The organism is Conexibacter woesei DSM 14684, assembly GCF_000025265.1.
Classification (GTDB): Bacteria; Actinomycetota; Thermoleophilia; order Solirubrobacterales; family Solirubrobacteraceae; genus Conexibacter; species Conexibacter woesei.
The window spans coordinates 1,852,836-1,874,048 of record NC_013739.1 but is presented as its reverse complement, the minus strand read 5'-3'; the positions used below and the strand labels follow the sequence as shown (position 1 = coordinate 1,874,048).

Genomic DNA, 21,213 nt, shown 5'->3' with positions numbered 1-21,213 from the left:
ATCGTGCTGGAGGATGTCGCGCCGTCCTCTCGCCCTCGCCGGGCTGCTGTTGCTGCTGCTGACCGGCTTGCTCGGCTGCGGCGGCGACAGCGAGTCGCCGCGCGGCCTGCAGACCCCGCAGATCGGCTCCAAGGGCGACGAGTCCGAGGCGTCTGAGCAGCTCGGCTTTCCGGGCTTCGCGACGAAGAACACGACCCGCGTCGGCGGAGCGGACCCGGTCGCCGACGCCGCCGCGGTGGCGCGCGCGGTCTACCCCGGCGGAGCTCCGGACACCAACCCGCCGGCGGTCGCGCTCGTCGACAAGGACGCATGGCAGGCCGGCATCGCGGCGTCGGTGCTGATGAGCAGCCCGCTGCGCGCGCCGATCCTGCTGACCGACGACGGCGCGATGCCGCAGGCGAGCGCGGAGGCGCTGAGAGCGCTCGCGCCGACGGGCGCCAGCTCGCTCGGCGGCGTCCAGGTGATCCGCGTCGGCGAGGCGCCGGCGCCGGAGGGGTACCGCTCGACGACGATCGAGGGCGGCGACCCGACGGCGCTCGCCGCCGCCGTCGACAGATTCCAGTCGGCCGCGTTCGGCCGCGCGACGCGCGCGGTCCTGGTCGCGTCGGGCGACGACCCCGCGTACGCGATGCCGGCCGCGGCGTACGCGGCGAAGAGCGGCAACCCGGTGCTGTTCGTCAGCAGAGACACGATCCCGGGCGCGACGTTCGCAGCGCTGCAGGCGCACAGAAGACCGCGGATCTACCTGCTCGGGCCGGAGGCGGTCGTGAGCGCGAGAGTCGAGCGCGCGCTGAGAGCGCTCGGCCCCGTCCAGCGGATCGCGGGCGCCGACCCCGTCAGAAACGCGATCGCGTTCGCGCGCTACAGCGACGGCGCGTTCGGCTGGGGCGTCGTCGACCCCGGGCACGGCCTCGTCATCGCCAACACGAGACGGCCCTCCGACGCCGCCGCGGCCGTCCCGCTGTCGGCGAGCGGCACCTACGGGCCGCTGCTGCTGGTCGACGAGGCGGAGACGCTGCCCCTCCCGCTGGGGCAGTACCTGCTCGACATCCAGCCGGGCTACGAGCGCGATCCGGTCCGTGGGGTCTACAATCACGCCTGGCTGATCGGCGACGAGTCGGCGATATCCCTTCCCGTCCAGTCGCGCATCGACAGCCTCCTCGAGATCTCCCCGGTCAGAACGAGCCAGCCGTGAGCCAATTCGAGCATCCAGATCGCCTGCGCCCCGAGCGCGAAGTCACCGTCGACGACGTGCGCCAGCTGATGGGCGCGTCCACGCCGCACTTCGCGTTGCAACTGCGCGAACGCATCCGCCGCCTCATCAGAGGCCTTCCCGCCGACCACCCCGCCCGCGTCGAGGGCGAGCGCGAGATCGCTCGCCTCGAATCGATCGCATTCCACGGCGAGGTGCGCGGGACGCCCGAGCAACCGGGCATGCGGACGCTGGCGAGCGTCGACGACGCCGCCTGAGCGCCGCGCTTCGCCACGGCTGACGCGCGCTTCGGCGCGCGTCTGCGGAGCCGGCGTGAAAAGTCGTGCCGACGCCTGGCGTCGGCACCCGTCCGTGTCCGATAGTCGACGGCGGTGTCTTCGCCGGACGACCCACAGCTCACCCTGAGCCGTCTCGCATTCGAGTTGGCCACCGCTGCCCTGGCGCGGCAGCAGCAGGTGCTGGACGATCTGCGCCGACGTGGTGCGGCGCTGTTCGGCAACTGGGTGCTGACGGCGGACGGCACCTTCGCCTTCCTGAGCTGGGGCGGGATCCTCTGCGCAGCCGTCGCGGCCGCGCACGCGACCGCCGTGATTCTGCCGCGACTCGATCTCGAGCTGGAGCTGCGGCCGCTGGTGGTCCTCAGTGGCGTGGAGCACGTCGGCCTGATCGAGACCCCAGGCGGGATCCACCACGTCCTTGCCCGTCACCTCGATGCAGCGCACCAGCGAAACGAGCCCGCGATCGCACGGATCGCGTCATATCTCCATCGAAGCGTCATATTCATGGCCGTTGCAGCACTTTGCTGGGTAGCCAACTTGGCGACCGGGGCGTAGCTTCGACCGATGCTCAGATCAAGACGGGTCGACGAACCGGACCTGCATCACCAGATCTTCCTCGAGACCGGATTTCCCAATCCGATGCGCAAGGGCGACGCCGGTGCGACGAGATACGCCTATCCCAACGGGCTGCCGCGCGAGCGGTTCGTGCGCGCGGTGAAGCGGGCGGCGCGGTGGGTGCGGCACGGTGGGCGGGGCGTCGAGGGCGCCGGCCCGCCCGGCGCGTGAGCTAGGCTCGGACGCGATGCGCGTCGGGCTCTTTCTCGCCTATTGGCCGTGGTTCACGCCGCAGGAGCAGGTGGATCTCGCCGTGCTCGGCGACGAGCTGGGGCTCGACTCCGTCTGGATCTCGGAGGCGTGGGGTCAGGACGCCGTCTCGGTTCTCGGGCTGCTCGCGGGCAAGACGGAGCGGATCGGGCTCGGAACCGGGCTGATGCAGATCCCCGCGCGGCAGCCGACCGCGACCGCGATGGCCGCCGCCTCGCTCGACGTGCTCAGCGACGGGCGTTTCCGGCTCGGGCTCGGGCTGTCCGGGCCGCAGGTGTCGGAGGGCTGGTACGGCACGGCGTTCAGCAGACCGCTCGCCCGCACGCGCGAGTACGTCGAGATCGTCCGCCTCGCGCTGGCGCGCAGAACGGTCGCCTACGACGGCGCCGAGTGGGCGCTGCCGCTGCCGGCCGACGCCCCCGGCGCAACCGGGCTGGGTCGCCCGCTGAAGCTGCTCGCCAAGCCCGTTCAGGCGCGGATCCCCGTCTACCTCGGCTCGATCGGGCCGCGGGCCGTCGAGCAGACCGGCGCGATCGCCGACGGCTGGCTGCCGTTCCTGCTCAACCCCGAGCAGCCGGAGGTCCTGCTCGACCCGCTCCGGCGCGGCGCGGAGCACGCCGGCCGCACGCTCGGCGAGCTCGACATCGCGCCGGTCGTGCCCGTCGCGGTCGCCGCCAGCGACGCACAGGCGCGCGACCTCACCCGCCCGTGGCTCGCCTTCTACCTCGGAGCGATGGGCGCCAAGGACAAGAACTTCTACGTCGAGCTGGCCGCGCGCTACGGCCACGGCGACGCCGCGCGCCGCTGCCAGGAGCTGTTCCTCGACGGCGACCGCGCCGGCGCCGCGGGCGCGCTGACGGACGAGCTGATCGACGCCGCCACGATCGCCACCACCCCCGACCGCCTCGCCGCGCGCGTCGCGCGCTACGACGCCGCCGGCGCCGACACGCTCGTGATCGTCCCCTGCGGCGACAAGGAAGCGGTTGTGCGCGCGGTCGCGGAGGCCGTCGGCGAGACGGTCGCGAGCGGAGCGGGTGCCGACCGCGCGCCGGGCGCGCGATGAGCGAGCCCGCTGCCGCGCCCGCCGGGATCCCCGGCAGCTCGCTGCCCGGCCCGTTCGCGGTCGGCGTCTACGCCGACCGGCTCAGAGCCCAGCTGCGCGGCTTCGCGCGCGTGCAGATCTTCGGCGAGCTGTGGAACTTCCGGACGAGCAGAACGACCGTCTACTTCGAGCTGCGCGACCCGCGCGGCGCCCTCCCGTGCGCGATGTGGCGCAGCGACTTCGACGCGCTCGGGCTGGAGCCGAGCGACGGCGCGCAGGTCGTCGTCGCCGGCGGCTGCGACTATTACCCCGGCAGCGCAACCTCGTCGCCGTCCTTCTCCTTCCGCGCGACCGACCTGCGCGTCGCCGGCGAGGGCGACCTGCTCGCGCAGGTCGAGCGGCTGCGCAAGCTGCTCGCCGCCGAGGGCCTGCTCGAACCGCAGAAGCACCTCCCCCGCCCGCTGCTGCCGCGGACGATCGGCGTCGTCACCGGCGAGAGCGGCAAAGCGCGCGACGACGTCCTCGCCGGCCTGCGCCGACGCGGCTGGAGCGGTCGCCTGATCTGGGGCTTCGCGCCGGTCCAGGACCGCCACGCCGCGCCGGCGATAGCGCAGGCGCTGCGCGACCTCGCCGCGATCGAGGAGGTCGACGTCGTGATCGTCGCGCGCGGCGGCGGCTCGCTCGCCGACCTCTTCGCGTTCTGCGACGAGACGCTCTGCCGCACGGTCGCGCTGCTGCGCGTGCCGGTGATCGCGTCGGTCGGCCACCACACCGACCGCACGCTGATCGACGACGTCGCCGCGGTCTGCTGCTCGACGCCGACGCACGCCGCGCAGGAGGCAGTCCAGCTCGACGTCGCCGCCGCGCGCGCGACGCTGATCCGCGAGACGCGCCGGCTCGGCCTCCACGGCCGCCGCGCGGTGCTCGACCGCGCCCGCACGCTCGCGGGCCTGGCACGCGCGCCCGCCGAGCACGTCGCGCGCCACCGCCGGCGGCTCCACCAGCAGCTGCGCGAGCTGCGCGCCAGCGCGCGTCGGCGCGGCGCGCGCGAACGCGAGGTGACCGCGACGCGGCTGCTCGTGCTGCGGCGGCGCAGCACGGTCGTCGCGGCCGAGCGGACCCGCGCCGACGCGCTCCTGCGCGCCGACGGCGAGCGGCTGCGCCACACCGCCGACGCCGCCACCGCCCGGCGCGCGCGCGATCTCGAACGCCTCTCGCTGGCGCTCGCCGCGCACGACCCGGCGCGCACGCTGGAGCGCGGCTACGCGCTCGTCGAGCGGTCCGACGGCGAGCTCGTGACGTCAGCCGAGCAGGCCCGCGCGGCCGGCCGGCTCGACCTCCGCTTCCACGACGGTGCCGTCCGGGCGACCGTCGAGGATGAGGGTAGATGAGCATCTTGGACGAGCAACGCACGTACGAGCGCGCGAGCGCCCGCATCGAGGAGATCATCCGCCGGCTCGACTCCGGCGAGGCCGGTCTGCGCGAGACGCTGGAACTGGTCGCCGAAGGACGCAGCCTGGTCGAGTTCTGCGCCGGCGAACTGGACGCGGTCGGCAGAGGTCTGGAGGAGCTGCGGCTCGACGAGCTGGTCGCGCGGCTGGAGCGCGGCGGCGAGGAGCGCGAGCAGGGCGGCCCAGCCGGAAGCGGTGGCCCGAGCGGGCCGGGCGCCTGATCGATGAGCACCTATGCGCTGCTCGCCGACCTGCCGCTGACGGTCGACTCCTACACGCTCGAAGGGCTCCAGCTGGACGTGTCCTCAGGCTTCACGCGCAGATCGACCGTCATCCACCTGCACGGCGGCGGTCACGAGGGCGTCGGCGAGGACGTCGTCTACGAGGAGGAGGACCAGGACGCGCTGCAAGCCGCCGGTCCGGTGCAGCCGCTCGCGGGCAGCTGGGCGCTCGGCGACTTCTGCGCCCACGTCGACGCGCTCGACCTCTTCCCCGTCGAGCCGAGAAGCGGCGTGACGTCACGCCTGTACCGCCGCTGGGCGTTCCACTCGGCCGCGCTCGACCTCGCGCTGCGTCAGGCCGGGCGGCCGCTGCACGAGGTGCTCGGACGCACGCTCCAGCCGCTGACGTTCGTCGTCTCGCTCAGCCTCGGCGACCCGCCGCGGGTCGAGCGCGTGACCGACCTGCTCGCGCGCTACCCGACGCTCCACTTCAAGCTCGACGCGATGGCGAGCTGGGACGACGAGCTGATCGCCGCGCTGAGAGCGACCGGCGCCGTCGACTCGCTCGACTACAAGGGTCAGTACAGAGGGACCGTCGTCGACAACCCGGCGACGCCCGAGTGGTATCGCAGGATCGCCGAGGCGTTCCCGGACGCGTGGCTGGAGGACCCCGACCTCGACACCCCCGGCACCGCCGACGTGCTCGCCGGCGACCACGACCGGATCACCTGGGACGCGCCGATCCACTCGATCGCCGACGTCGAGGCGCTCGCCTTCCCGCCGAAGATGGTGAACATCAAGCCGTCCCGCTTCGGCGGGCTGGAACGGCTCTGCGCCGGCTACGACTACTGCGCCGAGCACGGGATCCGCGCGTACGGCGGCGGGCAGTTCGAGCTTGGCGTCGGACGCGGGCAGGCGCAGTACCTCGCCGCGCTGTTCCATCCCGAGACGCCGAACGACCTCGCGCCGAGCGCCTACAACCACCCAGTGCCGGTCGACGGCCTGCCCGCGAGCCCGCTCGCGCCGCGCCCGTCGGCGACCGGTTTCCGCTGGGAGGGCTGAGGCCCGCTCGAGCGAGCGGGCAGGCCGGACGGGCTGAGGGGGCGAACGCAGGCCCGTGGGCGGCTCAGCCGCGCATGCTCGCCTACCGCTTGCGCCGCCTGCCGCGGCGCCCACTCCAGCCGCCGCTCGCCGGCATCGACGCGCGCCTCGCCTCCACCCCGTTCGCCCGCCTGCGCGGGCTCGCCGGCCTCGACGCGCGCGAGGTCGCGGGCGTGGCGCTGCTGCTCCCGCGCACGCGGTCGATCCACACCTTCGGGATGCGCTTCGCGCTCGACCTCGTGTGGATCGACCGCGACGGGCGTGTCGTGCGGGTCGATCGCGACGTGCCGCCGCGGCGGCTGCGCGGCTGTCACGCCGCGGCGTGCGTGCTGGAGCTGCCCGCGGGCGGCGCCGCGTTCTGCGCCGCGATCAGGTCCTCCAGCGGCGCAGGTCTGCCGAGGTGGAAGCCCTGGCCGTCGTCGACGCGCAGCTCGCGCAGCAGCTCCAGCGTCGCCTCGTCGCCGACGAACTCCGCGACCGTGCGCTTGCCGAGCCCGCGCGCGATCTCGACGATCGCGCGCACGACGAGCTGGTCCTCGTGGCTCGACGTCAGCTGGCGGATGAAGTCACCGTCGATCTTGAGGTAGTCGAACGGCAGGCGCTTGAGGTAGTAGAACGAGCCGAAGCCGGCGCCGAAGTCGTCGAGCGCCAGCTCGCAACCCAGCTCCGCCAGCGTCGCGGCGAACGCGCGCGCCCGGTCGAGGTTGACGATCGCGGCGGTCTCGGTCACCTCGAAGACGAGGCTGCCGGGCGGCGGCGCCATCGCCGCGAGATCGCCCTCGATGATCTCCAGCAGACCCGGATCGGAGACCGACGCGCCCGACAGGTTGACGGCGAGCCGCAGCGGTCGCCCGGCAGCCTCCTGCGCCGCGATCGTCGCGATCGCCCGGCGCGTCACCCAACGGTCGATCTCAGCGATCAGCCCGGAGCGCTCCGCGATCGGCAGGAACGCCGCCGGCGGGATCAGCTCGCCGTCGTCGCCGCGCATCCGCAGCAGCAGCTCGTGGCACTTCGGCAGCCCGGTGCGGAGGTCGACGACCGGCTGCTGGAACAGCACGAAGCCGTCGTGCTCGAGCGCGTCGCGCATCCGCTGCGACCACGCCATCCGCTCGGTCATCTGCGCCTGGCGCTGCTCGGTCTCGACCGAGATCGCGTGGCGGTCGCGGCCGGCTTCCTTCGCGTCGTACATCGCGATGTCCGCGCTGACGAGCAGCTCCTCGCCGCTCAGCGGGGTGTCGCCCTCGAACAGCGCGATCCCGGCGCTCGCCGTCAGCCCGATCGGATGGCCGCCCTCGACGACGACCGACTGCTCGCGCACGACTCTCAGCAGCTCGGCGATGACCGCCTCCGCCTCCTCGCGCGAGACGCCCGACAGCAGCGTCGCGAACTCGTCGCCGCCGAGCCGGCCGAGCACGTCGGTCTTGCGCAGGCGCTTGGCGAGCAGCCGCGCGACGCGCACGATCACCTCGTCGCCTGCGGCGTGGCCGAGCGTGTCGTTGATGTCCTTGAAGTGGTCGAGGTCTATCACCACGACCGCGCCGCCTCTGCCGTCCTCGCTGGTGCGCTGCTCCAGCTCGCGCTGGAACGCGCGGCGGTTGTAGAGGCCCGTCAGCGCGTCGTGGTCGGCGAGGTAGGCGAGCTGGCCCTCGAACCGCTTGCGGTCCGAGATGTCCTCCAGCTGCTTGATGCAGTAGCGCGGCACTCCGGAGCTGTCGCGCACGAGCGAGACGCTGAGGCTGACCCAGACGCTGCGGCCGGTCGCGTGGACGATCCGGCGCTCCAGGCGGTAGGAGCGGATCTCGCCGCGCATCAGCCGGTCGACGTGCTCGGCCTCGGCGTCGGCCGCGTCGGAGTGGCCGAGCAGGTCGACGTTGGCCGCAAGCAGCTCCGCCTCGGTGTAGCCGGTGATCTCGCAGAGCGCGTCGTTGACGCGCAGGAAGCGGCCGTCGAGGTCGGCGAGCGCGATCCCGATCGGCGCCCCCTCGAACGCGAGCCGGAAGCGCTCCTCCGCCTCGGCGAGCGCCTCGGCCGCGCGACGGCGGGCGCTGACGTCCTCGATCTGGACAATGAAGTGCAACGGCTCACCGGCGCCGTCACGCACGAGCGAGGCGCGCAGCGCACACCAGACCTCGCGCCCGTCGGCGCGGCGCAGGCGCTGCTCGGCGTGGAAGGTCGTCCGCTCGCCGGCGACGAGCGCGCGGAAGGCGGCGAGCGAGTCGGGCCGGTCGGCGGGCGCGACATGGTCGAGCACGCTGATCCCGACGATCTGCCCGCGCTCCGCGCCGACCATCTCGCAGAAGGCGCGGTTGACCTCGGTGAAGCGGCCGTCGACGGTGAACAGGGCGATCCCGATCGGCGCGTCCTCGAACGCGGTCCGGAACTGCTCCTGCGCGTGCTGGAGCGCATCCTGCCCGGCACGCAGGTGCGCGACGAGCCAGCGGACCGCGCAGCCGATCGCGGTGCCGAGCACCACGAGCACGAGCACGCGCTGCCACGTCGCCGACGCCTCGCGCAGCGAGGACAGCGGCACGAGCGCGATCGCGAGCACCGCGCCGACCGCGAACGGCACCGCCTCGCGGACGAGCGCGCTCACGCGCGTAGGGCCGTTCTGCGACTTCACTCCCCGAACATCGGCCGCGACGCGCGACTTTTGACCATTCCGGTTCGCTTCACCGAGCGTGTGCGCGCCTGGAAGTGCGTGCGGGACCCGTGTGCGACCACGTCCTACCGGCGCCGAAACGGCCGGATGCCCCGTACTGTACGCGCCGTTCTACGAGACGATCGAAGGAGCAAGGGCGTGGAGGAACGGCTGGGCATCGCAGGTTCAGGTGCCATCGCGTGCGGCTTGGCGGCGACGGCAGCGCAGCACGGCGAGGTACTCCTGTGGGCGCGCTCGGACCGCTCGGCCGACCGCGCTCGCGGCATGGTGTCGAAGTGGGCCGGCAAGCTCAGCGAGGAGCCGATCGCAGACCGCGTCACGATCGTCAGCGAGCTGAGCGGGCTGGCCGGGGCGACGTTCCTCGTCGAGGCCGTCGCGGAGGACCACGCGACGAAGGCCAGCGTCCTCAGCGAGCTGGGACGCCACGCCGGCGGCGACGCGGTGCTGGCGACGACGACGTCGTCGCTGTCGGTCGCCGACCTCGCGCGCGAGACCGGAAAGGCCGACCGCTTCGTCGGGCTGCACGTCTTCAACCCCGTGCCGAAGATGGACCTGATCGAGCTGGCGTACGCGCCGGACGCCAACGGCGACGTGCGCGAGCGCGCGCGCAAGCTGTGCGCCGCGCTCGGCAAGACGGCCGTCGAGGTCCCCGACATCGCGGGCTTCGTCGTCAACCGCCTGCTGTTCCCGTACCTGTTCAGCGCGGTCGACCTGCTCGAGGAGACGAGCATGGACCCGGCCTCGATCGACCGCTGCATGCAGCTCGGCGCCGGGCACCCGATGGGTCCGCTCGCGCTGCTCGACTACGTCGGCCTCGACGTCTCGAAGGCGATCGGCGAGGCGATCGGCGCCAAGATCCCCGCGCGCGTGGAGGCGCTCGTCGCCGCCGGAGACCTCGGCAAGAAGACCGGCAAGGGCTTCCACGACTACAGCTGACGAGGTTCAGGGAGGTATGAGAGGACTCTCAGGGCTGGCTTAGGACCGCTTCAGGTGGCCGACGCATACTTCGAGATGCGACGTACCTCACAGCAGCACCTCCTCCCAGAAGCACGAAACCGGCCCGCGCAAGCGGGCCGGCTTCGTGTTGCAGGCGGACCCACCTAGCCCACCACGCTCCTCCTCCACCCAACCGCCGGCTCCTCTCAGACCGTGATGCGGTTGTGTGAAATGAAACGTAGCGCGTTTGGAGCTTTCGTGCACCCTGGTGCGGTTTTACGCGGTCAGGGAGCGAGCGCGTCGCGCGGTCAGGGAGCGAGCGCGTCGAACTGCCGCGCCAGCGCGAAGTCGGCCGGCGTCAGACCCCCCTCGCTGTGCGTCGAGAGCGTCAGCCGCACCTTGTTCCAGCCGTGCACGAGGATGTCGGGGTGGTGGTTCTCCGCCTCCGCCTGCGCGGCGACGCGATCGACGAACGCGATCGCCGCGACGAAGTCCGGGAACGTCAGGTCACGCACGATCGCCTCCCCGTCACGCCGCCACGCGCCGCCCTCCAGCCGCTGCGCGATCTCGCTCTCACTCAGTCGTGGCATATCGTGTCTCCCATGCGCATCGTGAGCCTCGTCCCGTCCGCGACCGAGCTGCTGTTCGCGCTCGGCCTCGACTCCGAGGTTATCGCCGTCACGCACGAGTGCGACCACCCGCCGGCCGCGCTCGCGCTGCCGAAGGTCACGCGCGACGCGCTCCCGTCCGGGCTGACCGCGGGTCAGATCGACGCCGCCGTCCGCGCCCGCACCGAGCAGGGCGAGGCGATCTACGAGCTGGACGCGGCGGCGCTGCACGAACTGCAGCCCGACCTGATCGTGACGCAGGCGCTCTGCGCCGTCTGCGCCGTCTCCGTCGAGGACGTGCGCGCGGTCGCCGAGCAGATCGACAGCAGACCGCGCGTCATCTCGCTCGACCCGCGCACGCTCGGCGAGGTCCTCGGCGACGTGCGCACGCTCGCGGAGGCGACCGGCCGCAGAGACGCCGGCGTCGACCTGATCGCCGACGCCGCCGCGCGGATCGACCGCGTCCGGCTCGCCGTGCGCGACCGTCCGCCGTTGAAGGTAGCCGCGCTCGAATGGCTCGAACCGGTCTACGTCGCAGGCCACTGGACGCCGCAGCTGATCGAGTACGCGGGCGGGATCGACCTGCTCGGGATGGCCGGCGAGCACTCCGAGCGGCGCGCCTGGGAGGAGGTCGCCGCCGCCGCGCCCGACGTCGTGGTCGTGATGCCCTGCGGCTACGACGCGCCGCGCGCGCTGGAGGAGGCGCACCGCTTCGGCGACCGGCTGGCTGGGCTCGGCGCCGGCGAGGTCGTCGCCGTCGACGCCTCGGCGTACTTCTCCCGCCCTGGTCCGCGGCTCGTCGACGGTCTCGAGCTGATGGCGCACATCCTCCATCCGGAGGCCGTGCCGGAGGCGCCGTCGGCGCCGTTGACGGTCGAGCTCTGACCGCGTTCGCCGCTGGCGCGTCCGCGCTCGCTCGCGCGCGCGGGTTCCAACTGGACAAGTAGGAACGCCCCTGTTTATGGTAGGTGGATGCCCTCCATCTCACGTACCGGTCGCGGTCTCGCGGCCGCAGCAGCGGCGGCCCTGCTGCTCGCCACGGCGCCATCGGCGCTGGCCGCCACATCCGCGATCACCGGCTCGATCAGTCCGAACAAGGGACCGATCGGCTCGCCGTTCACGCTGAACATCGGCTTCACGATCACGCCGACGACCGACGGCGAGCAGCCGACGCTCAACCGCGTCACGCTGATGTTCCCCAACAACGCGAGACCGAACGGCGCGATCTTCCCGGTCTGCACCGCCGAGGCGATCAACGCCAAGCGCGGCAGATTCACGAGCTGCCCGGCCGGGTCGAGAATCGGCGGCGGCAGAGTGCTCGCCGACGTGCCGAACGCGGACGTCTTCAACGTCCCCGCGACGCTGACGATCTTCAATGGCGGCGCGAACAAGGTCACGATCCACGTCTACGCGACCAACCCGGTCCTCATCAGCGAGGCGTTCTCGGGGACGATCCAGAGAGTCGGCGGCAGATACGGCTACAAGGTCGACTTCGTGCTTCCGGACTCCCTGCAGGAGATCTCTGACGGCTGGTTCGCGGTCGAGAAGAGAGTGACCTCGACGATAGGCGCGACGCGCGTCATCAGAGGCAGAAGACGCGGCTACCTCGAGTCGACGACGCTCTGCCCGAGAGCGCTGAGAGTGCCGATCGCCGGCACGTTCGACTTCCGCGCAGGCCACGGCGAGGGTCCGACCTCCGCCGAGGGCTCGATCGCCTGCCGTCGCTAGGCGACTCACGCAGCTTCGCCGTCCGGGCGGAGGAATCGCTCCTCCGCCCGGCGGCAACGTTCCTCGATGGCCAGAGTTTCGGTGTCCGGCCGCAGTGTGTTCACCCTCCGACACCCGGCCGGTTGGGCCTTTACGGGCTGGTACACGCTCGTTTACCATCGCCTCATGTCATCAAGAGGTCGCATCCTTTCCCTCGCCGCAGCCTCGGCGCTGCTGCTCGCCACCGCCCCCGCGGCGATGGCCGCGGAATCCGGGATAACCGGAAAGATCTCGCCGAACAAGGGGCCGGTCGGGACCCCTCTCGACCTGTCGATCGCGTTCACGATCACGCCTGCCGCCGGCGAGCAGCCGACGGTGGCGAAGGCGGTCCTGGACTTCCCCAACAACGCGGTCCACAACGGCAAGCTGTTCCCGTCGTGCACCGCCGCGCAGATCAACGCGAAGCGCGGCAGATTCACCAGCTGTCCGAAGGGCTCGCAGGTCGGCAAGGGCTCGCTGCGCGCCGACGTCCCGAACGCGGACGTCTACAACGTCCCCGGCAGAGTCACGATCTTCAACGGCGCGGGCGGCAAGAGCCTGACCGTCCACATCTACGCGACCAATCCGGTCCTGATCAGTGAGGCGTTCGACGCGCCGCTCGTCAAGACGAGCGGCAGATACGGCTACCGCCTGACGGCGAACGTGCCGGACACGCTGCAGGAGATCTCCGACGGCTGGTTCGCCGTGCTCAAGAGATTCAACACGACGGTCGGCGCGACGCGCACGGTCAGAGGCAGAAAGCGCGGCTTCATCGAGGCGAAGAGATGCCCGAGCGGCGGCAGAGCCCCGATCGGCGGCAGCTTCTCGTTCCGAAGCGGCACCGGCAGTCCGACGAGCACCACCGGCTTCATCAGCTGCCGCCCGTAGCGGACCAGGTCTGACAGAGACGCACCACGCGCGCCCGCGGATCCCGCGGGCGCGCTGCGTTGATGGGCGGTGCGGGCGGCGGGCGGCGCGAGCGGCGGCGGCGGGCGGCCCGAGCGGCGAGCGGGCCGCCTACATCAGGCCTCTGCTGCCCGCGACGGCGACGCCGCCGAGCACTGCCAGGACCGCGATCGCGATGCACGCCCCGAGGGTCGCGGCGCGCGGGAGGCGCATGCGGTCGCCCTGCTGGTAGATCACCGCGACGAGCAGGCCGCCGAGGAAGCCGCCGACATGGCCGCCGATCGAGATGCCGGGGAGCGTGAACGTGATCAGGAAGTTCAGGCCGGCCGTGAGCGCGAGGCCGGACGCCCACAGGTCGAGTCCGCGCGCACGCGCCTCGACGATCGCGGCTCCGAGCAGGCCGAACGCCGCGCCGGAGGCGCCGATCGTCGGGGCGGTCGGCTCCAGCAGCAGCACCGCGAACGAGCCGCACAGCAGCGCGGTGAAGTAGAGCGTCACGAAGCGCACGTGCCCGAGCACCGGCTCCAGCATCCTGCCGAGCACCCAGATGAACCACATGTTGAAGAGGATGTGGAAGAGGCTCGCGTGCAGGAAGCCGGATGTGACCATCCGCCATATCTCGTCTCTCTGCGCGATGTACGGCCCCCACAGGACACCGTTCTCGTACAGCGTCCCGCCGGCGTCGTTGATCCGCCCGCCCGAGGCCAGCTCGCCGACGTAGGCGAGCACGCTGATCGCGATCAGGACGTACGTCGCCGTCGGCTCCGTCGTCGGACGACGCACCGGGCCGCGGTGGACCTTCGTCTTCTCGCGCGAGCACTCGGGGCAGCGCATGCCGACCGGCGTCGGCGTCATGCAGTCGGGGCAGATCGGGCGGCCGCAGTTGGAGCAGGCGACGCCCGTCTCGCGCGTGGGGTGGCGGTAACAGGTGGCCATGGCCGAGCGGACGCTAGCAGCCGGACCTTTCGCGTTGCTGAGGGCGGTTTCCGCGGTGCGGCGCGGGCCGCTCAGTCCCGCTGCGGAAGCAGCTTGCGCGCCTCGTCGGCGACGTCGCGGACGGTCCGCTCGGCGAGGTCGAGCAGGTCGACCGACTGCGACTTGCGCTTGCGGTGGCGACTGCGGACGCGCAGCGCGACCAGCGCGGTTCCGGCGCCGGCGCCGACGACGACCGCGGCGGCCGGGCGCACCCAGTTGCGCGGGTCGCGCATCGACGACAGCTCCCACGCCTCCAGCTCGTCGGCGGCCAGCTCCGTGAGGCTCACGAGCGTGCTCTCGACGCGCAGCTTGAGGTCATCCGGTGGGTCGACCGGATGCAGCGCGGCGCGGAGGCGCTCCTCGAACTCGGTCGTGCTCACGCGCTCGGCTCCGGCTGGGAGACGATGCCCTCCAGCTGCTTGATCGCGCGGTGCAGCAGCACCTTCGTCGCACCGTCGCTGCGGCCGAGCGCGCGGGCGATCTCGCGGTTGTCCATCCCGAGCGCGAAGCGCATGATCAGCGCCTCGCGGCGATCGTCGGGCAGCTGCTGGACGCCGGCGAGGATCTCCTCCAGCTCCTCGCGCCCCTCGACGAGCGTCTCGGTCGTGTGCGGCGCGGAGATCAACCCCGCGTCCTCGATCGCGGCCTGCGGCTTGCGCGCGCGGTCGCGGTAGAAGTTCGCGGCGAGGTTGTGCGCGATGCGAATGAGCCACGGTCGCAGCGGCCGGCCGTCGGACTCGCGCAGCGCGCGCTCGTAGTGACGATACGCCTGCAGGAAGGTCTGCTCGGTGAGATCCTCGGCGTCGTGGTGGTTGCCGACGCGGTAGTACGCGTACGAGTAGACGTCGCGCAGGTGGGAGCGGTACAGCTCGGAGAACTCGCGATCGAGCTCAGCCTTGGATCTGCTCGGGGGATCAGACACCGCATTGGAGTATCCCGCGCCGGGGTCGGCGGGGCTAGGCCGCCTTCGCCTTGCGTGGACGGACGGTCGGCTTCGTGACCGTCGCCGTCCACTGCTCAGGCGCGATCCGGCCCTCGACGAGCGCGGCCAGGCCGGTCGTCGCGGGCGCCTGCAGTCTCGCCTGTTCCAGCAGCGTCGCGAGCAGCGGGACGCTGTCGACCGCCTCGGCCGCCTGGCCGAGCGAGCGGGCGATCTCCTCCGCCGGGACGCCCTGCGCGAGCAGCTCGCCGGCGCGGCGGTTGCGGCTGCCGTCGGCGACGACGGTCGCGACGAGATCGCCGGTGCCGGCGAGGCCGGCGAACGTCTCGGGCGCGCCGCCGTGGCGGCGGGCGAGCTGGGCGATCTCGGCGAAGACCTTGCCGGCGGCGGCGCCGGCGACGTTCGGCCCGGCCGTCGCTGCCGCAGCGGACGCAGCGAGCACGGCGGCGTTCTTCGCGCAGCCGGCCAGCTCGACGCCGGCGACGTCGCGCGTCGTGTGGACGTCGAAGCCGGCCGCGCCGAGCACGGTCGCGAGCTCGTGCGCGAACGCGTCGTCGGCGGTCGCGAGCACGATCGAGGCGCCGTTGACGAGCGCGTCGGCGGCGTGCGACGGGCCGCCGAGCGCGGCGACCGAGCGCGCCTGCACGCGCTCCGCCGCGTAGGCAGACGGCAGCGACGCGAGCGGCGGCACGAGGCCCTTGGAGACGACGAGGACGCCGGCGCGGGCGGGGATCCGCGCGCCGTGGGCCGCGAGCGCGGCGGGCAGTGCGCGGGCCGGAACGGCGAGGCAGACGAGGTCGTGCGCGCCCAGCTCCAGCTCGCCGGCGGGCGCGACGCGCACCGCCTCGGGCAGCTCGACGCCGGGCAGGTAGCGCTCGTTGACGCGCTCGCGCCGCAGCAACTCCGCCTGCTCGCGGGTGCGCGTGCCGAGGTCGACCTCGAGGCCGCCGCGCGCGAGCATCACGGCGAGCGTGGTCCCCCACGAGCCGGCGCCGACGACGGCGGCGCGGCGCAGCGGCGTGATGCCGCCGAGCCACTCCCACTGCAGCATCACGTTGGGCCAGATGCGGTCGGTGACGGCCGCCGCCAGCTCGCGCGAGGCGTTCTCGACCTTCGGGAACGTGAGCGGCTGGCCCGCGCGGATGCGGATCTTTCTCGGCCGTATGCGCCAGCCTCTGCGCACGTCGGTCGTGCCGATCAGCGCCAGCGGGACGACCGGCACGCCGGTCTCCAGCACGAGCCGTCCGACGCCGCGCTTGGCTCTGCCGGGCGGGCCGGGGCGCACGCGCGTGCCCTCAGGGAAGATCAGCACAGAGTCCCCGCGCGCGAGGATCGCCTTCGCCGTGTCGATCGTCTCGGTGTCGCCGTTGCCGCGCGAGACGGGGAAGGCGCCGAGCGAGTTCAGGAACCACGCCTGCAGCGGCTTCTTGAACAGCTCCTCCTTCGCGACGTAGTACAACGGCCGCCGCGACATCGTCCCGATGATGAACGGGTCGAGGAAGCTGCGATGGTTGGCCGCGAAGATCACCGGGCCGTCCGGGATGTGCTCCCGTCCGACGCGCGACAGCCGGAAGTAGAGGTGGAAGAACGGCTGGAAGACCGCGCGAACGATCCAGTAGACGACCGGGTTGACGCCGCGTTCGCGGGCACGCCGGTGGAGTGCGTCGTGGCTCTGACTCATCGGTTTACGTACCCATCCTCCACATGCGCGTTACAGGCGCGCAGGCGCGCGCTATGGTGCTCGGACGATGCGAATCGACCGCAGACGCACTGCGCGCGGTGCGCTCGCAGGCGCCGCCGCCGCGGCGATCTGGGCGCTCCAGCAGCCGCTCGACAAGCGCGTGTTCGGCAGCCGCTACGACGACGTCGAGCTGCTCGGCCGCTTCGTCACCGGCGAGCGCGGCGGCTGGTTCGCGCCGGGACTCGCGCTGCACGTGCAGAACGGCGCGCTGTTCGGCGCCGTCTACGCGCAGCTCTCCCCCAGCCTGCCGGGGCCGCCCGCCGCCCGCGGGGCGGCGCTCGCGCTCGCCGAGCACGTCGCGCTGTGGCCGCTGGGCCGCCTCAGCGACCGCCACCACCCCGGTCGCGCCAAGCTGCCGGTCCTGACGGGCAGCCGCCGTGCCTTCTGGCAGGCGGTCTGGCGCCACGCGCTGTTCGGCGTCCTGCTGGGCGAGCTGGAGCACCGCCTCAACGGCCCCCCGCCCCCGCCGGCCGTCGAACCCGAGCCCGACGACCCGCTCCAGCAGTACGTCTCGCGCAACGGGCACGGCGACCTCGAACGCGCGGCGGTCGGGCGCGGGTAGACTCGGCTGCCTTGCCCGAGTAGCTCAGCTGGTAGAGCACCTGTCTTGTAAACAGGGGGTCAGGGGTTCGAGTCCCCTCTCGGGCTTGCCGGCGGAATCGCCGTGGTGACGGGGATCGCGGCGGGTCGAGGAGCTGCGTCGCGGTCTGCGGCGACGGACGCTGCGGCGCGCGTGGTCCCGTTCCCGGTCCCGAACGCCGCCGCGCCGCCGATCATCCGGTCGACGCGCGCGCCGTAGTCGCGCTGCTGGGACTGCACGACCTGCGCGTAGATCTGCAGCGTGACCTTCGGGTCGGTGTGGCCGACCTGCGCCATCACCCACGGCACGTCGGCGCCGCCCGCGAGCAGCAGCGAGATGAACGTGCGTCGCAGCGTGTGCGGCGTCACCGCCGGCAGCCCGTGGGTCGTGCGCGACGCCAGCGCGACCGCCGGCGCGAGCACCGCGGTGCGGATCCCCGACGGCGTGTAGCGCTCCCCGCGCGTGTTGGCGAACAGCGGGCGGGCAGGGTCAGCGGGCGCGGCGGGGGCGGCCGCCGCGCCAACGGCGTGTACGGCGCCGGCGCCCGCCGCGCCGCCGGCGCCCGCCGAACGCGCGATGTGCGGCGCCAGCTCGGCGGCGAGCAGGTCGCTCACGACGATCTGCCGGCGGCCGGCCGCGGTCTTCGCGTCGCGGATCCGCAGCCGCCGGTACTCCAGGTCGACGTCGGCGACGTCGAGCGCGCACAGCTCGGCGACGCGCGGGCCGGCCAGCAGCAGCGTCGCGACGACCGGCCGGCGCGCCGGCGCGCTCGCCGGCGTCCGCCAGACCAGACCGCGGCGCACGCGCGAGACGAGCGAGTCGCTGACGCCGTGGCGCCGCGCCAGCGCGACGTTCGACTCCGCCGAGGCACGGATCGCGCAGACCGTCTCCCAGTCGAGCGGGCCGGAGGCGTCGAGCCTGCCGGCGGCGTCGAGCAGCGCGGCCGCCTGGTCGGGCTCCAGGAACGAGCGCTGCCCGCGCTGGGTCTTGAGCCGCCGCCGGCGGCCCTTCGCCGGGTTCGGTCGCTCGACCGGGAGCTTGTGCTCGGCGGCCTCGTCGAGGATCTGCGCGAGCAGCCCGATCGTCGCGTTGATGCTGTCGTTGGAGAGCGCGCGCCGGCCGGCAGCGCGCGCCTCGTCGCGCTCGGCCAGCTTCGCGGCGCGGTAGCCGTCGACGGCGCGCACGTCGAGCTCGGAGAGGCGGTGGCGCGCGAAGTACGGCAGCAGATGGTTCGACAGCCGCCACTCGTAGTCCTCGACCGTGCGCGCGCTCAACCCGCGCGACTTGCGCACGAACCACTGCGAGGCGAATGCGTGGAACGTCGGGTCCTCGTGCTCGGTCGCCCGCGACGCGCTCGGCGGCGTCCACGTGCCGCGGCGGACACGGTCGACGATCGCGCCGACCGCGTTCTCCGCGCGGGTCTCGTTCCAGCCCTCGATGTCGGTGCCGAGCTTCACTCTCCAACGTCTGCCGAGCGCGCGGAAGCGCGCGTAGTAGGTGACGCCGCCATCCGCGCGCGTGTAGATCCGGACCTCGCCGGTCGGCTGCCTGGGCATCGCGCCGGCCTACCCGCGCTTGGGGCCGACGCGCAGCAGCGACGTGCCGTCGGACGGTGCGGCCGCGGCGGCCGCCGCGCGTGAACGGGCGGTGCCAGTCGCCGCCGCGCTCGCCCGCCGCCGCGTCGTCGGCGGCCGCAGCCGCTCGCGCACCAGCTCGGCGTCGAACCGCAACCGGCCCTTGGATCCGTCGCCGAGCCGCAGCGCGCCCAGCTCGTCGGCGTGCTGATAGACCCACTCCGACCGCACCTGCAGCATCTCGGCGACCTGCTCGACCGTCAGCAGGCGCGCCGGCGGCCGCGCCGCGACCAGCTCGGCGACGCGCCGCGCGATCGTCTCCGCCAGCTCGCCGTTCATGCCGCGCGCTCCGGCAGCGACGGCAGCAGCGCCGCGACGTCGAGTCTGCGCGGGCCCGCGAGCCGGCGGCGCTCGACCATCTCCAGCGCGAGCCCGTGGCGCTCGCGCTCCAGCTGCCGCGCGACGTGGGCGTCGTAGGCGTGCTCGAGCCGCCGCAGCACCGCGCCGCCGTGGTCGGGATCGTCGACCGGCTCGAGCGCGAGTCGCCGCCAGCCGTACGTCGCGACGAACGACGCCAGCAGCGGGTCGATCCGCTCGAACGCCGTGATGCCGGCGGCGTGGTCGCGCGTGTGCCGCGGCAGCACGCGGCGGATGTGGCCGAGCGCCTCGTGCCACGTCGGCGCCGCGACGCGCCTGCCCGACTCGATCGCGGTGACGATCTCCGCGACGGCCGGGATGAACGGCGAGCCGCCGCGCACGAGCAGGTGCAGCGCCCGCTCGACGTCCGCGGCGTCGAACGGCTCGAGCAGGATGAAGTACGACGCCGAGCGGGCGTCGTCCCACTCGCCCTTCCAGCAGTTCTCGATCACGACGGCGATCAGCTGCCATTCACGTGGCGTCACGGACGACCCTCCCCTCGATCTCCTCAGCCCCGGGCCGCAGCAGCTCTGCGAACGCGACGGCGGCGCGGGTGCGGCGATCGCTGCCCCTGTCGCGGGCCGGCGGCCGCTCGGCGTTGACGGCGGCCGCGAAGCGGTCGAAGTGCTTGCGCAGCGTCTCGACCGTCAGCACGTTCGGCGCCCAGAAGTGGTGGCCGTCGACCCAGCGGATCACCTGCTCGACCTGCTCTGGCGTGCGGCCGTCGACACGCAGCAGGCGCTCCATCTCGGCGTGCCAGCGGCGCGTCGGTCTGAGCCTGGCGGACGCGTCGGGCTGGTTGGTCCGCGCCCGGGCAAGCTGCGACTGGAGCGTGCAGAGGCGTATGACGTCGGCGCCGAACGGCGGCGGCTCGTCGGCTGGAGCGGGTGCCGGCATGCGCACCGGCGCGGGCGTGCGCGCGGGCGCGCCGTTGACTGCGTCAGCAGTCACTCCTGTCCTGTCCTGTCCTGTAGGGGAGTCGCCGTGACCGGGCGTGACGGGCCGTGACGGACCGGTCGCCTCGCGCTCCCGCTGGTTGGCCTTGCGCATCGCCGCGCGCCCGCGCTCGTTGTCCTTCTCCCAGCCCGAGATGCGCGCGGTGAAGCGGCCGTCGGCGGTGTGGAAGTCGTCGAGCGCGCCGAGCGTGACGGCACGTGACAGGACGTGACCGACGGTCTCGGCGTCGACGAACGAGCCGCGCGCGCACGAGCGCACGCCGGCCTTCACGCGGCCGCCGTCGTTCTGCGCCTTCGCCTCGCAGGTGAGCCAGTCGATCACCGCCGGCCCGGCGCAGCCGAACTCCTCGCCGAGCGCGACGACCCACTCTCGCCGCCACCAGGCGGAGTCCTTCGGCCACCAGACGGTGCGTCCGTCGCTCATCGGGCCGCCTCTCCGCGCACGACGCGCAGGTGGGGGCGCGGGCGCGCACGCGCGACAGCGGGCGGCGCGACAGCGGGCGGCGCGACAGCGGGCGGCGCGGCGGCTGGCGGCGCGGCGTCGGGCGCCGGCGTGGCGCCGGCGGCGGGCGCAGGCGGCAGCCCGGGCGGAGCCGCGGCGCGAGGCGGCGCGGCCGCGGCGAGCCGCGCGCGCAGCTCGCGGTTCTCGCGCACCAGCTCTGTCAGGCGCGCAGCGGCGAGCCGGTCGAGCAGCTCGGCGACGGTCGGATCGCGGCTCATGCCGCTCTCCTGCGCGGGAAGACGACGGGCGGCTCCGACGGCTCGCCGCCGAGCACCGGCCAGTCGTCGAAGTCGACCGGCTCGATCTCGATCAGCGGTCGCCGCGCACGGGCGCGGACCTCCTCGTAGTGGCGCTCTCGCAGCTCCTCCAAGCGTCTGTCGGCGTGGCGCCGTCGCAGCGCGGCGGCCGCCGCCCAGCACGCCGCGCCGGCGGCCAGCGCCGCCGACGCGGACAGCGCGATCAGCAGCGAGATCACGAGCGCCCCGAGCAGGAACGTGACGAGCTCATCGAGCACCGTGGTCCTCCTGCCGTCGTGGGGGTGT

25 protein-coding genes, 1 tRNA gene and 1 pseudogene are annotated in these 21,213 nt (G+C 73.3%); 15 read left to right on the top strand and 12 right to left on the bottom strand.

All coding sequences use genetic code 11. From position 1 onward, the window contains the following. The first annotated feature begins 13 nt into the window (after nt 1-13). The 9 genes and pseudogenes from CWOE_RS08885 to CWOE_RS34450 form a co-directional block, all read left to right on the top strand. Nucleotides 14-1,195 carry a cell wall-binding repeat-containing protein gene (locus tag CWOE_RS08885; RefSeq protein ID WP_041730299.1) on the top strand — a complete coding sequence of 394 codons (1,182 nt, stop codon included), beginning with the start codon at nt 14-16 and terminating at the stop codon, nt 1,193-1,195. After that, nucleotides 1,192-1,470 (top strand): hypothetical protein, encoded by a 279-nt coding sequence (locus tag CWOE_RS08880; RefSeq protein ID WP_012933255.1) that lies wholly within the window; start codon nt 1,192-1,194, stop codon nt 1,468-1,470. The genes CWOE_RS08885 and CWOE_RS08880 overlap by 4 nt, the downstream gene beginning before the upstream one ends. Nucleotides 1,471-1,584: 114 nt before the next feature. Continuing rightward, on the top strand, nt 1,585-2,046 hold the full coding sequence (locus CWOE_RS08875) for a hypothetical protein (RefSeq protein WP_012933254.1): 462 nt from the start codon (nt 1,585-1,587) through the stop codon (nt 2,044-2,046). 9 nt (nt 2,047-2,055) lie between these two features. Further along, entirely contained in the window at nt 2,056-2,277 is a 222-nt protein-coding gene (locus CWOE_RS08870) for a hypothetical protein (protein WP_012933253.1), read from the top strand. A gap of 16 nt (nt 2,278-2,293) precedes the next feature. Next, complete coding sequence (locus CWOE_RS08865; RefSeq protein ID WP_012933252.1) at nt 2,294-3,379, top strand: LLM class F420-dependent oxidoreductase; 1,086 nt, start codon at nt 2,294-2,296, stop codon at nt 3,377-3,379. After that, nucleotides 3,376-4,749 carry an exodeoxyribonuclease VII large subunit gene (xseA, locus tag CWOE_RS08860; RefSeq protein WP_012933251.1) on the top strand — a complete coding sequence of 458 codons (1,374 nt, stop codon included), beginning with the start codon at nt 3,376-3,378 and terminating at the stop codon, nt 4,747-4,749. The genes CWOE_RS08865 and xseA overlap by 4 nt, the downstream gene beginning before the upstream one ends. After that, nucleotides 4,746-5,030, top strand: a complete 285-nt coding sequence (xseB, locus tag CWOE_RS08855; RefSeq protein WP_012933250.1) for an exodeoxyribonuclease VII small subunit — start codon at nt 4,746-4,748, stop codon at nt 5,028-5,030. Before xseA ends, xseB begins: the two co-directional genes overlap by 4 nt. Before the next feature lie 3 nt (nt 5,031-5,033). Then, entirely contained in the window at nt 5,034-6,092 is a 1,059-nt protein-coding gene (locus CWOE_RS08850; protein ID WP_012933249.1) for an enolase-like domain-containing protein, read from the top strand. Between the two features lie 74 nt (nt 6,093-6,166). Continuing rightward, nucleotides 6,167-6,427, top strand: a pseudogene (locus CWOE_RS34450) (DUF192 domain-containing protein); the annotation flags it as partial. Between the two features lie 14 nt (nt 6,428-6,441). Here the strand turns inward: CWOE_RS34450 and CWOE_RS30470 are convergent. Further along, nucleotides 6,442-8,724: a putative bifunctional diguanylate cyclase/phosphodiesterase gene (locus tag CWOE_RS30470; protein ID WP_049793213.1), complete on the bottom strand. Its 2,283-nt coding sequence runs from the start codon at nt 8,722-8,724 to the stop codon at nt 6,442-6,444. 153 nt (nt 8,725-8,877) lie between these two features. On the opposite strand from CWOE_RS30470, the gene CWOE_RS08840 reads away from it, so the two are divergent. Next, nucleotides 8,878-9,726: a 3-hydroxyacyl-CoA dehydrogenase family protein gene (locus tag CWOE_RS08840; protein ID WP_081425293.1), complete on the top strand. Its 849-nt coding sequence runs from the start codon at nt 8,878-8,880 to the stop codon at nt 9,724-9,726. A gap of 308 nt (nt 9,727-10,034) precedes the next feature. Here CWOE_RS08840 and CWOE_RS08835 read toward each other — a convergent pair whose 3' ends face one another. Next, nucleotides 10,035-10,316: a 4a-hydroxytetrahydrobiopterin dehydratase gene (locus CWOE_RS08835; RefSeq protein WP_012933246.1), complete on the bottom strand. Its 282-nt coding sequence runs from the start codon at nt 10,314-10,316 to the stop codon at nt 10,035-10,037. A gap of 12 nt (nt 10,317-10,328) precedes the next feature. On the opposite strand from CWOE_RS08835, the gene CWOE_RS08830 reads away from it, so the two are divergent. The 3 genes from CWOE_RS08830 to CWOE_RS08820 all read left to right on the top strand — a co-directional run bounded on the left by CWOE_RS08830 (nt 10,329) and on the right by CWOE_RS08820 (nt 12,968). Beyond that, entirely contained in the window at nt 10,329-11,219 is an 891-nt protein-coding gene (locus CWOE_RS08830; RefSeq protein ID WP_012933245.1) for an ABC transporter substrate-binding protein, read from the top strand. A gap of 87 nt (nt 11,220-11,306) precedes the next feature. Next, nucleotides 11,307-12,062 (top strand): hypothetical protein, encoded by a 756-nt coding sequence (locus tag CWOE_RS08825; RefSeq protein WP_012933244.1) that lies wholly within the window; start codon nt 11,307-11,309, stop codon nt 12,060-12,062. Between the two features lie 165 nt (nt 12,063-12,227). After that, nucleotides 12,228-12,968 carry a hypothetical protein gene (locus CWOE_RS08820; RefSeq protein ID WP_148260953.1) on the top strand — a complete coding sequence of 247 codons (741 nt, stop codon included), beginning with the start codon at nt 12,228-12,230 and terminating at the stop codon, nt 12,966-12,968. 129 nt (nt 12,969-13,097) lie between these two features. Here the strand turns inward: CWOE_RS08820 and CWOE_RS08815 are convergent, their stop codons facing one another. The 4 genes from CWOE_RS08815 to CWOE_RS30465 form a co-directional block, all read right to left on the bottom strand. Beyond that, nucleotides 13,098-13,922: a rhomboid family intramembrane serine protease gene (locus CWOE_RS08815; RefSeq protein ID WP_012933242.1), complete on the bottom strand. Its 825-nt coding sequence runs from the start codon at nt 13,920-13,922 to the stop codon at nt 13,098-13,100. A gap of 71 nt (nt 13,923-13,993) precedes the next feature. Continuing rightward, nucleotides 13,994-14,341 (bottom strand): hypothetical protein, encoded by a 348-nt coding sequence (locus CWOE_RS08810; protein WP_012933241.1) that lies wholly within the window; start codon nt 14,339-14,341, stop codon nt 13,994-13,996. Further along, the gene (locus CWOE_RS08805) at nt 14,338-14,883 is read right to left on the bottom strand and encodes an RNA polymerase sigma factor (protein ID WP_012933240.1); all 546 of its coding nucleotides are present in this window, start codon (nt 14,881-14,883) and stop codon (nt 14,338-14,340) included. The genes CWOE_RS08810 and CWOE_RS08805 overlap by 4 nt, the downstream gene beginning before the upstream one ends. Nucleotides 14,884-14,917: 34 nt before the next feature. Beyond that, a complete protein-coding gene (locus CWOE_RS30465; protein WP_012933239.1) occupies nt 14,918-16,582 on the bottom strand; it encodes a 1-acyl-sn-glycerol-3-phosphate acyltransferase in 1,665 nt (554 codons plus the stop codon). A gap of 67 nt (nt 16,583-16,649) precedes the next feature. Here CWOE_RS30465 and CWOE_RS08795 point away from each other — a divergent pair, with 67 nt between their 5' ends. Then, the gene (locus CWOE_RS08795; RefSeq protein WP_012933238.1) at nt 16,650-17,204 is read left to right on the top strand and encodes a hypothetical protein; all 555 of its coding nucleotides are present in this window, start codon (nt 16,650-16,652) and stop codon (nt 17,202-17,204) included. Between the two features lie 13 nt (nt 17,205-17,217). Next, nucleotides 17,218-17,290: transfer RNA gene (locus tag CWOE_RS08790), tRNA-Thr, on the top strand. On the opposite strand, the gene CWOE_RS31925 is transcribed toward CWOE_RS08790, so the two are convergent. From CWOE_RS31925 to CWOE_RS08750, 6 genes are read right to left on the bottom strand one after another with little or no spacing between them, the layout of a single operon-like run. Then, nucleotides 17,264-18,778, bottom strand: a complete 1,515-nt coding sequence (locus CWOE_RS31925) for a tyrosine-type recombinase/integrase (RefSeq protein ID WP_012933237.1) — start codon at nt 18,776-18,778, stop codon at nt 17,264-17,266. The two genes, CWOE_RS08790 and CWOE_RS31925, sit on opposite strands and share 27 nt — an antisense overlap. Nucleotides 18,779-18,787: 9 nt before the next feature. Further along, nucleotides 18,788-19,135 (bottom strand): hypothetical protein, encoded by a 348-nt coding sequence (locus CWOE_RS08770; RefSeq protein ID WP_012933236.1) that lies wholly within the window; start codon nt 19,133-19,135, stop codon nt 18,788-18,790. Next, complete coding sequence (locus CWOE_RS08765) at nt 19,132-19,698, bottom strand: hypothetical protein (protein ID WP_012933235.1); 567 nt, start codon at nt 19,696-19,698, stop codon at nt 19,132-19,134. The genes CWOE_RS08770 and CWOE_RS08765 overlap by 4 nt, the downstream gene beginning before the upstream one ends. Then, nucleotides 19,685-20,593 (bottom strand): hypothetical protein, encoded by a 909-nt coding sequence (locus CWOE_RS08760; RefSeq protein ID WP_012933234.1) that lies wholly within the window; start codon nt 20,591-20,593, stop codon nt 19,685-19,687. Before CWOE_RS08760 ends, CWOE_RS08765 begins: the two co-directional genes overlap by 14 nt. Then, a complete protein-coding gene (locus CWOE_RS08755) occupies nt 20,590-20,889 on the bottom strand; it encodes a hypothetical protein (protein ID WP_012933233.1) in 300 nt (99 codons plus the stop codon). Before CWOE_RS08755 ends, CWOE_RS08760 begins: the two co-directional genes overlap by 4 nt. Next, on the bottom strand, nt 20,886-21,185 hold the full coding sequence (locus tag CWOE_RS08750) for a hypothetical protein (protein WP_012933232.1): 300 nt from the start codon (nt 21,183-21,185) through the stop codon (nt 20,886-20,888). The genes CWOE_RS08755 and CWOE_RS08750 overlap by 4 nt, the downstream gene beginning before the upstream one ends. Nucleotides 21,186-21,213 lie beyond the last annotated feature (28 nt).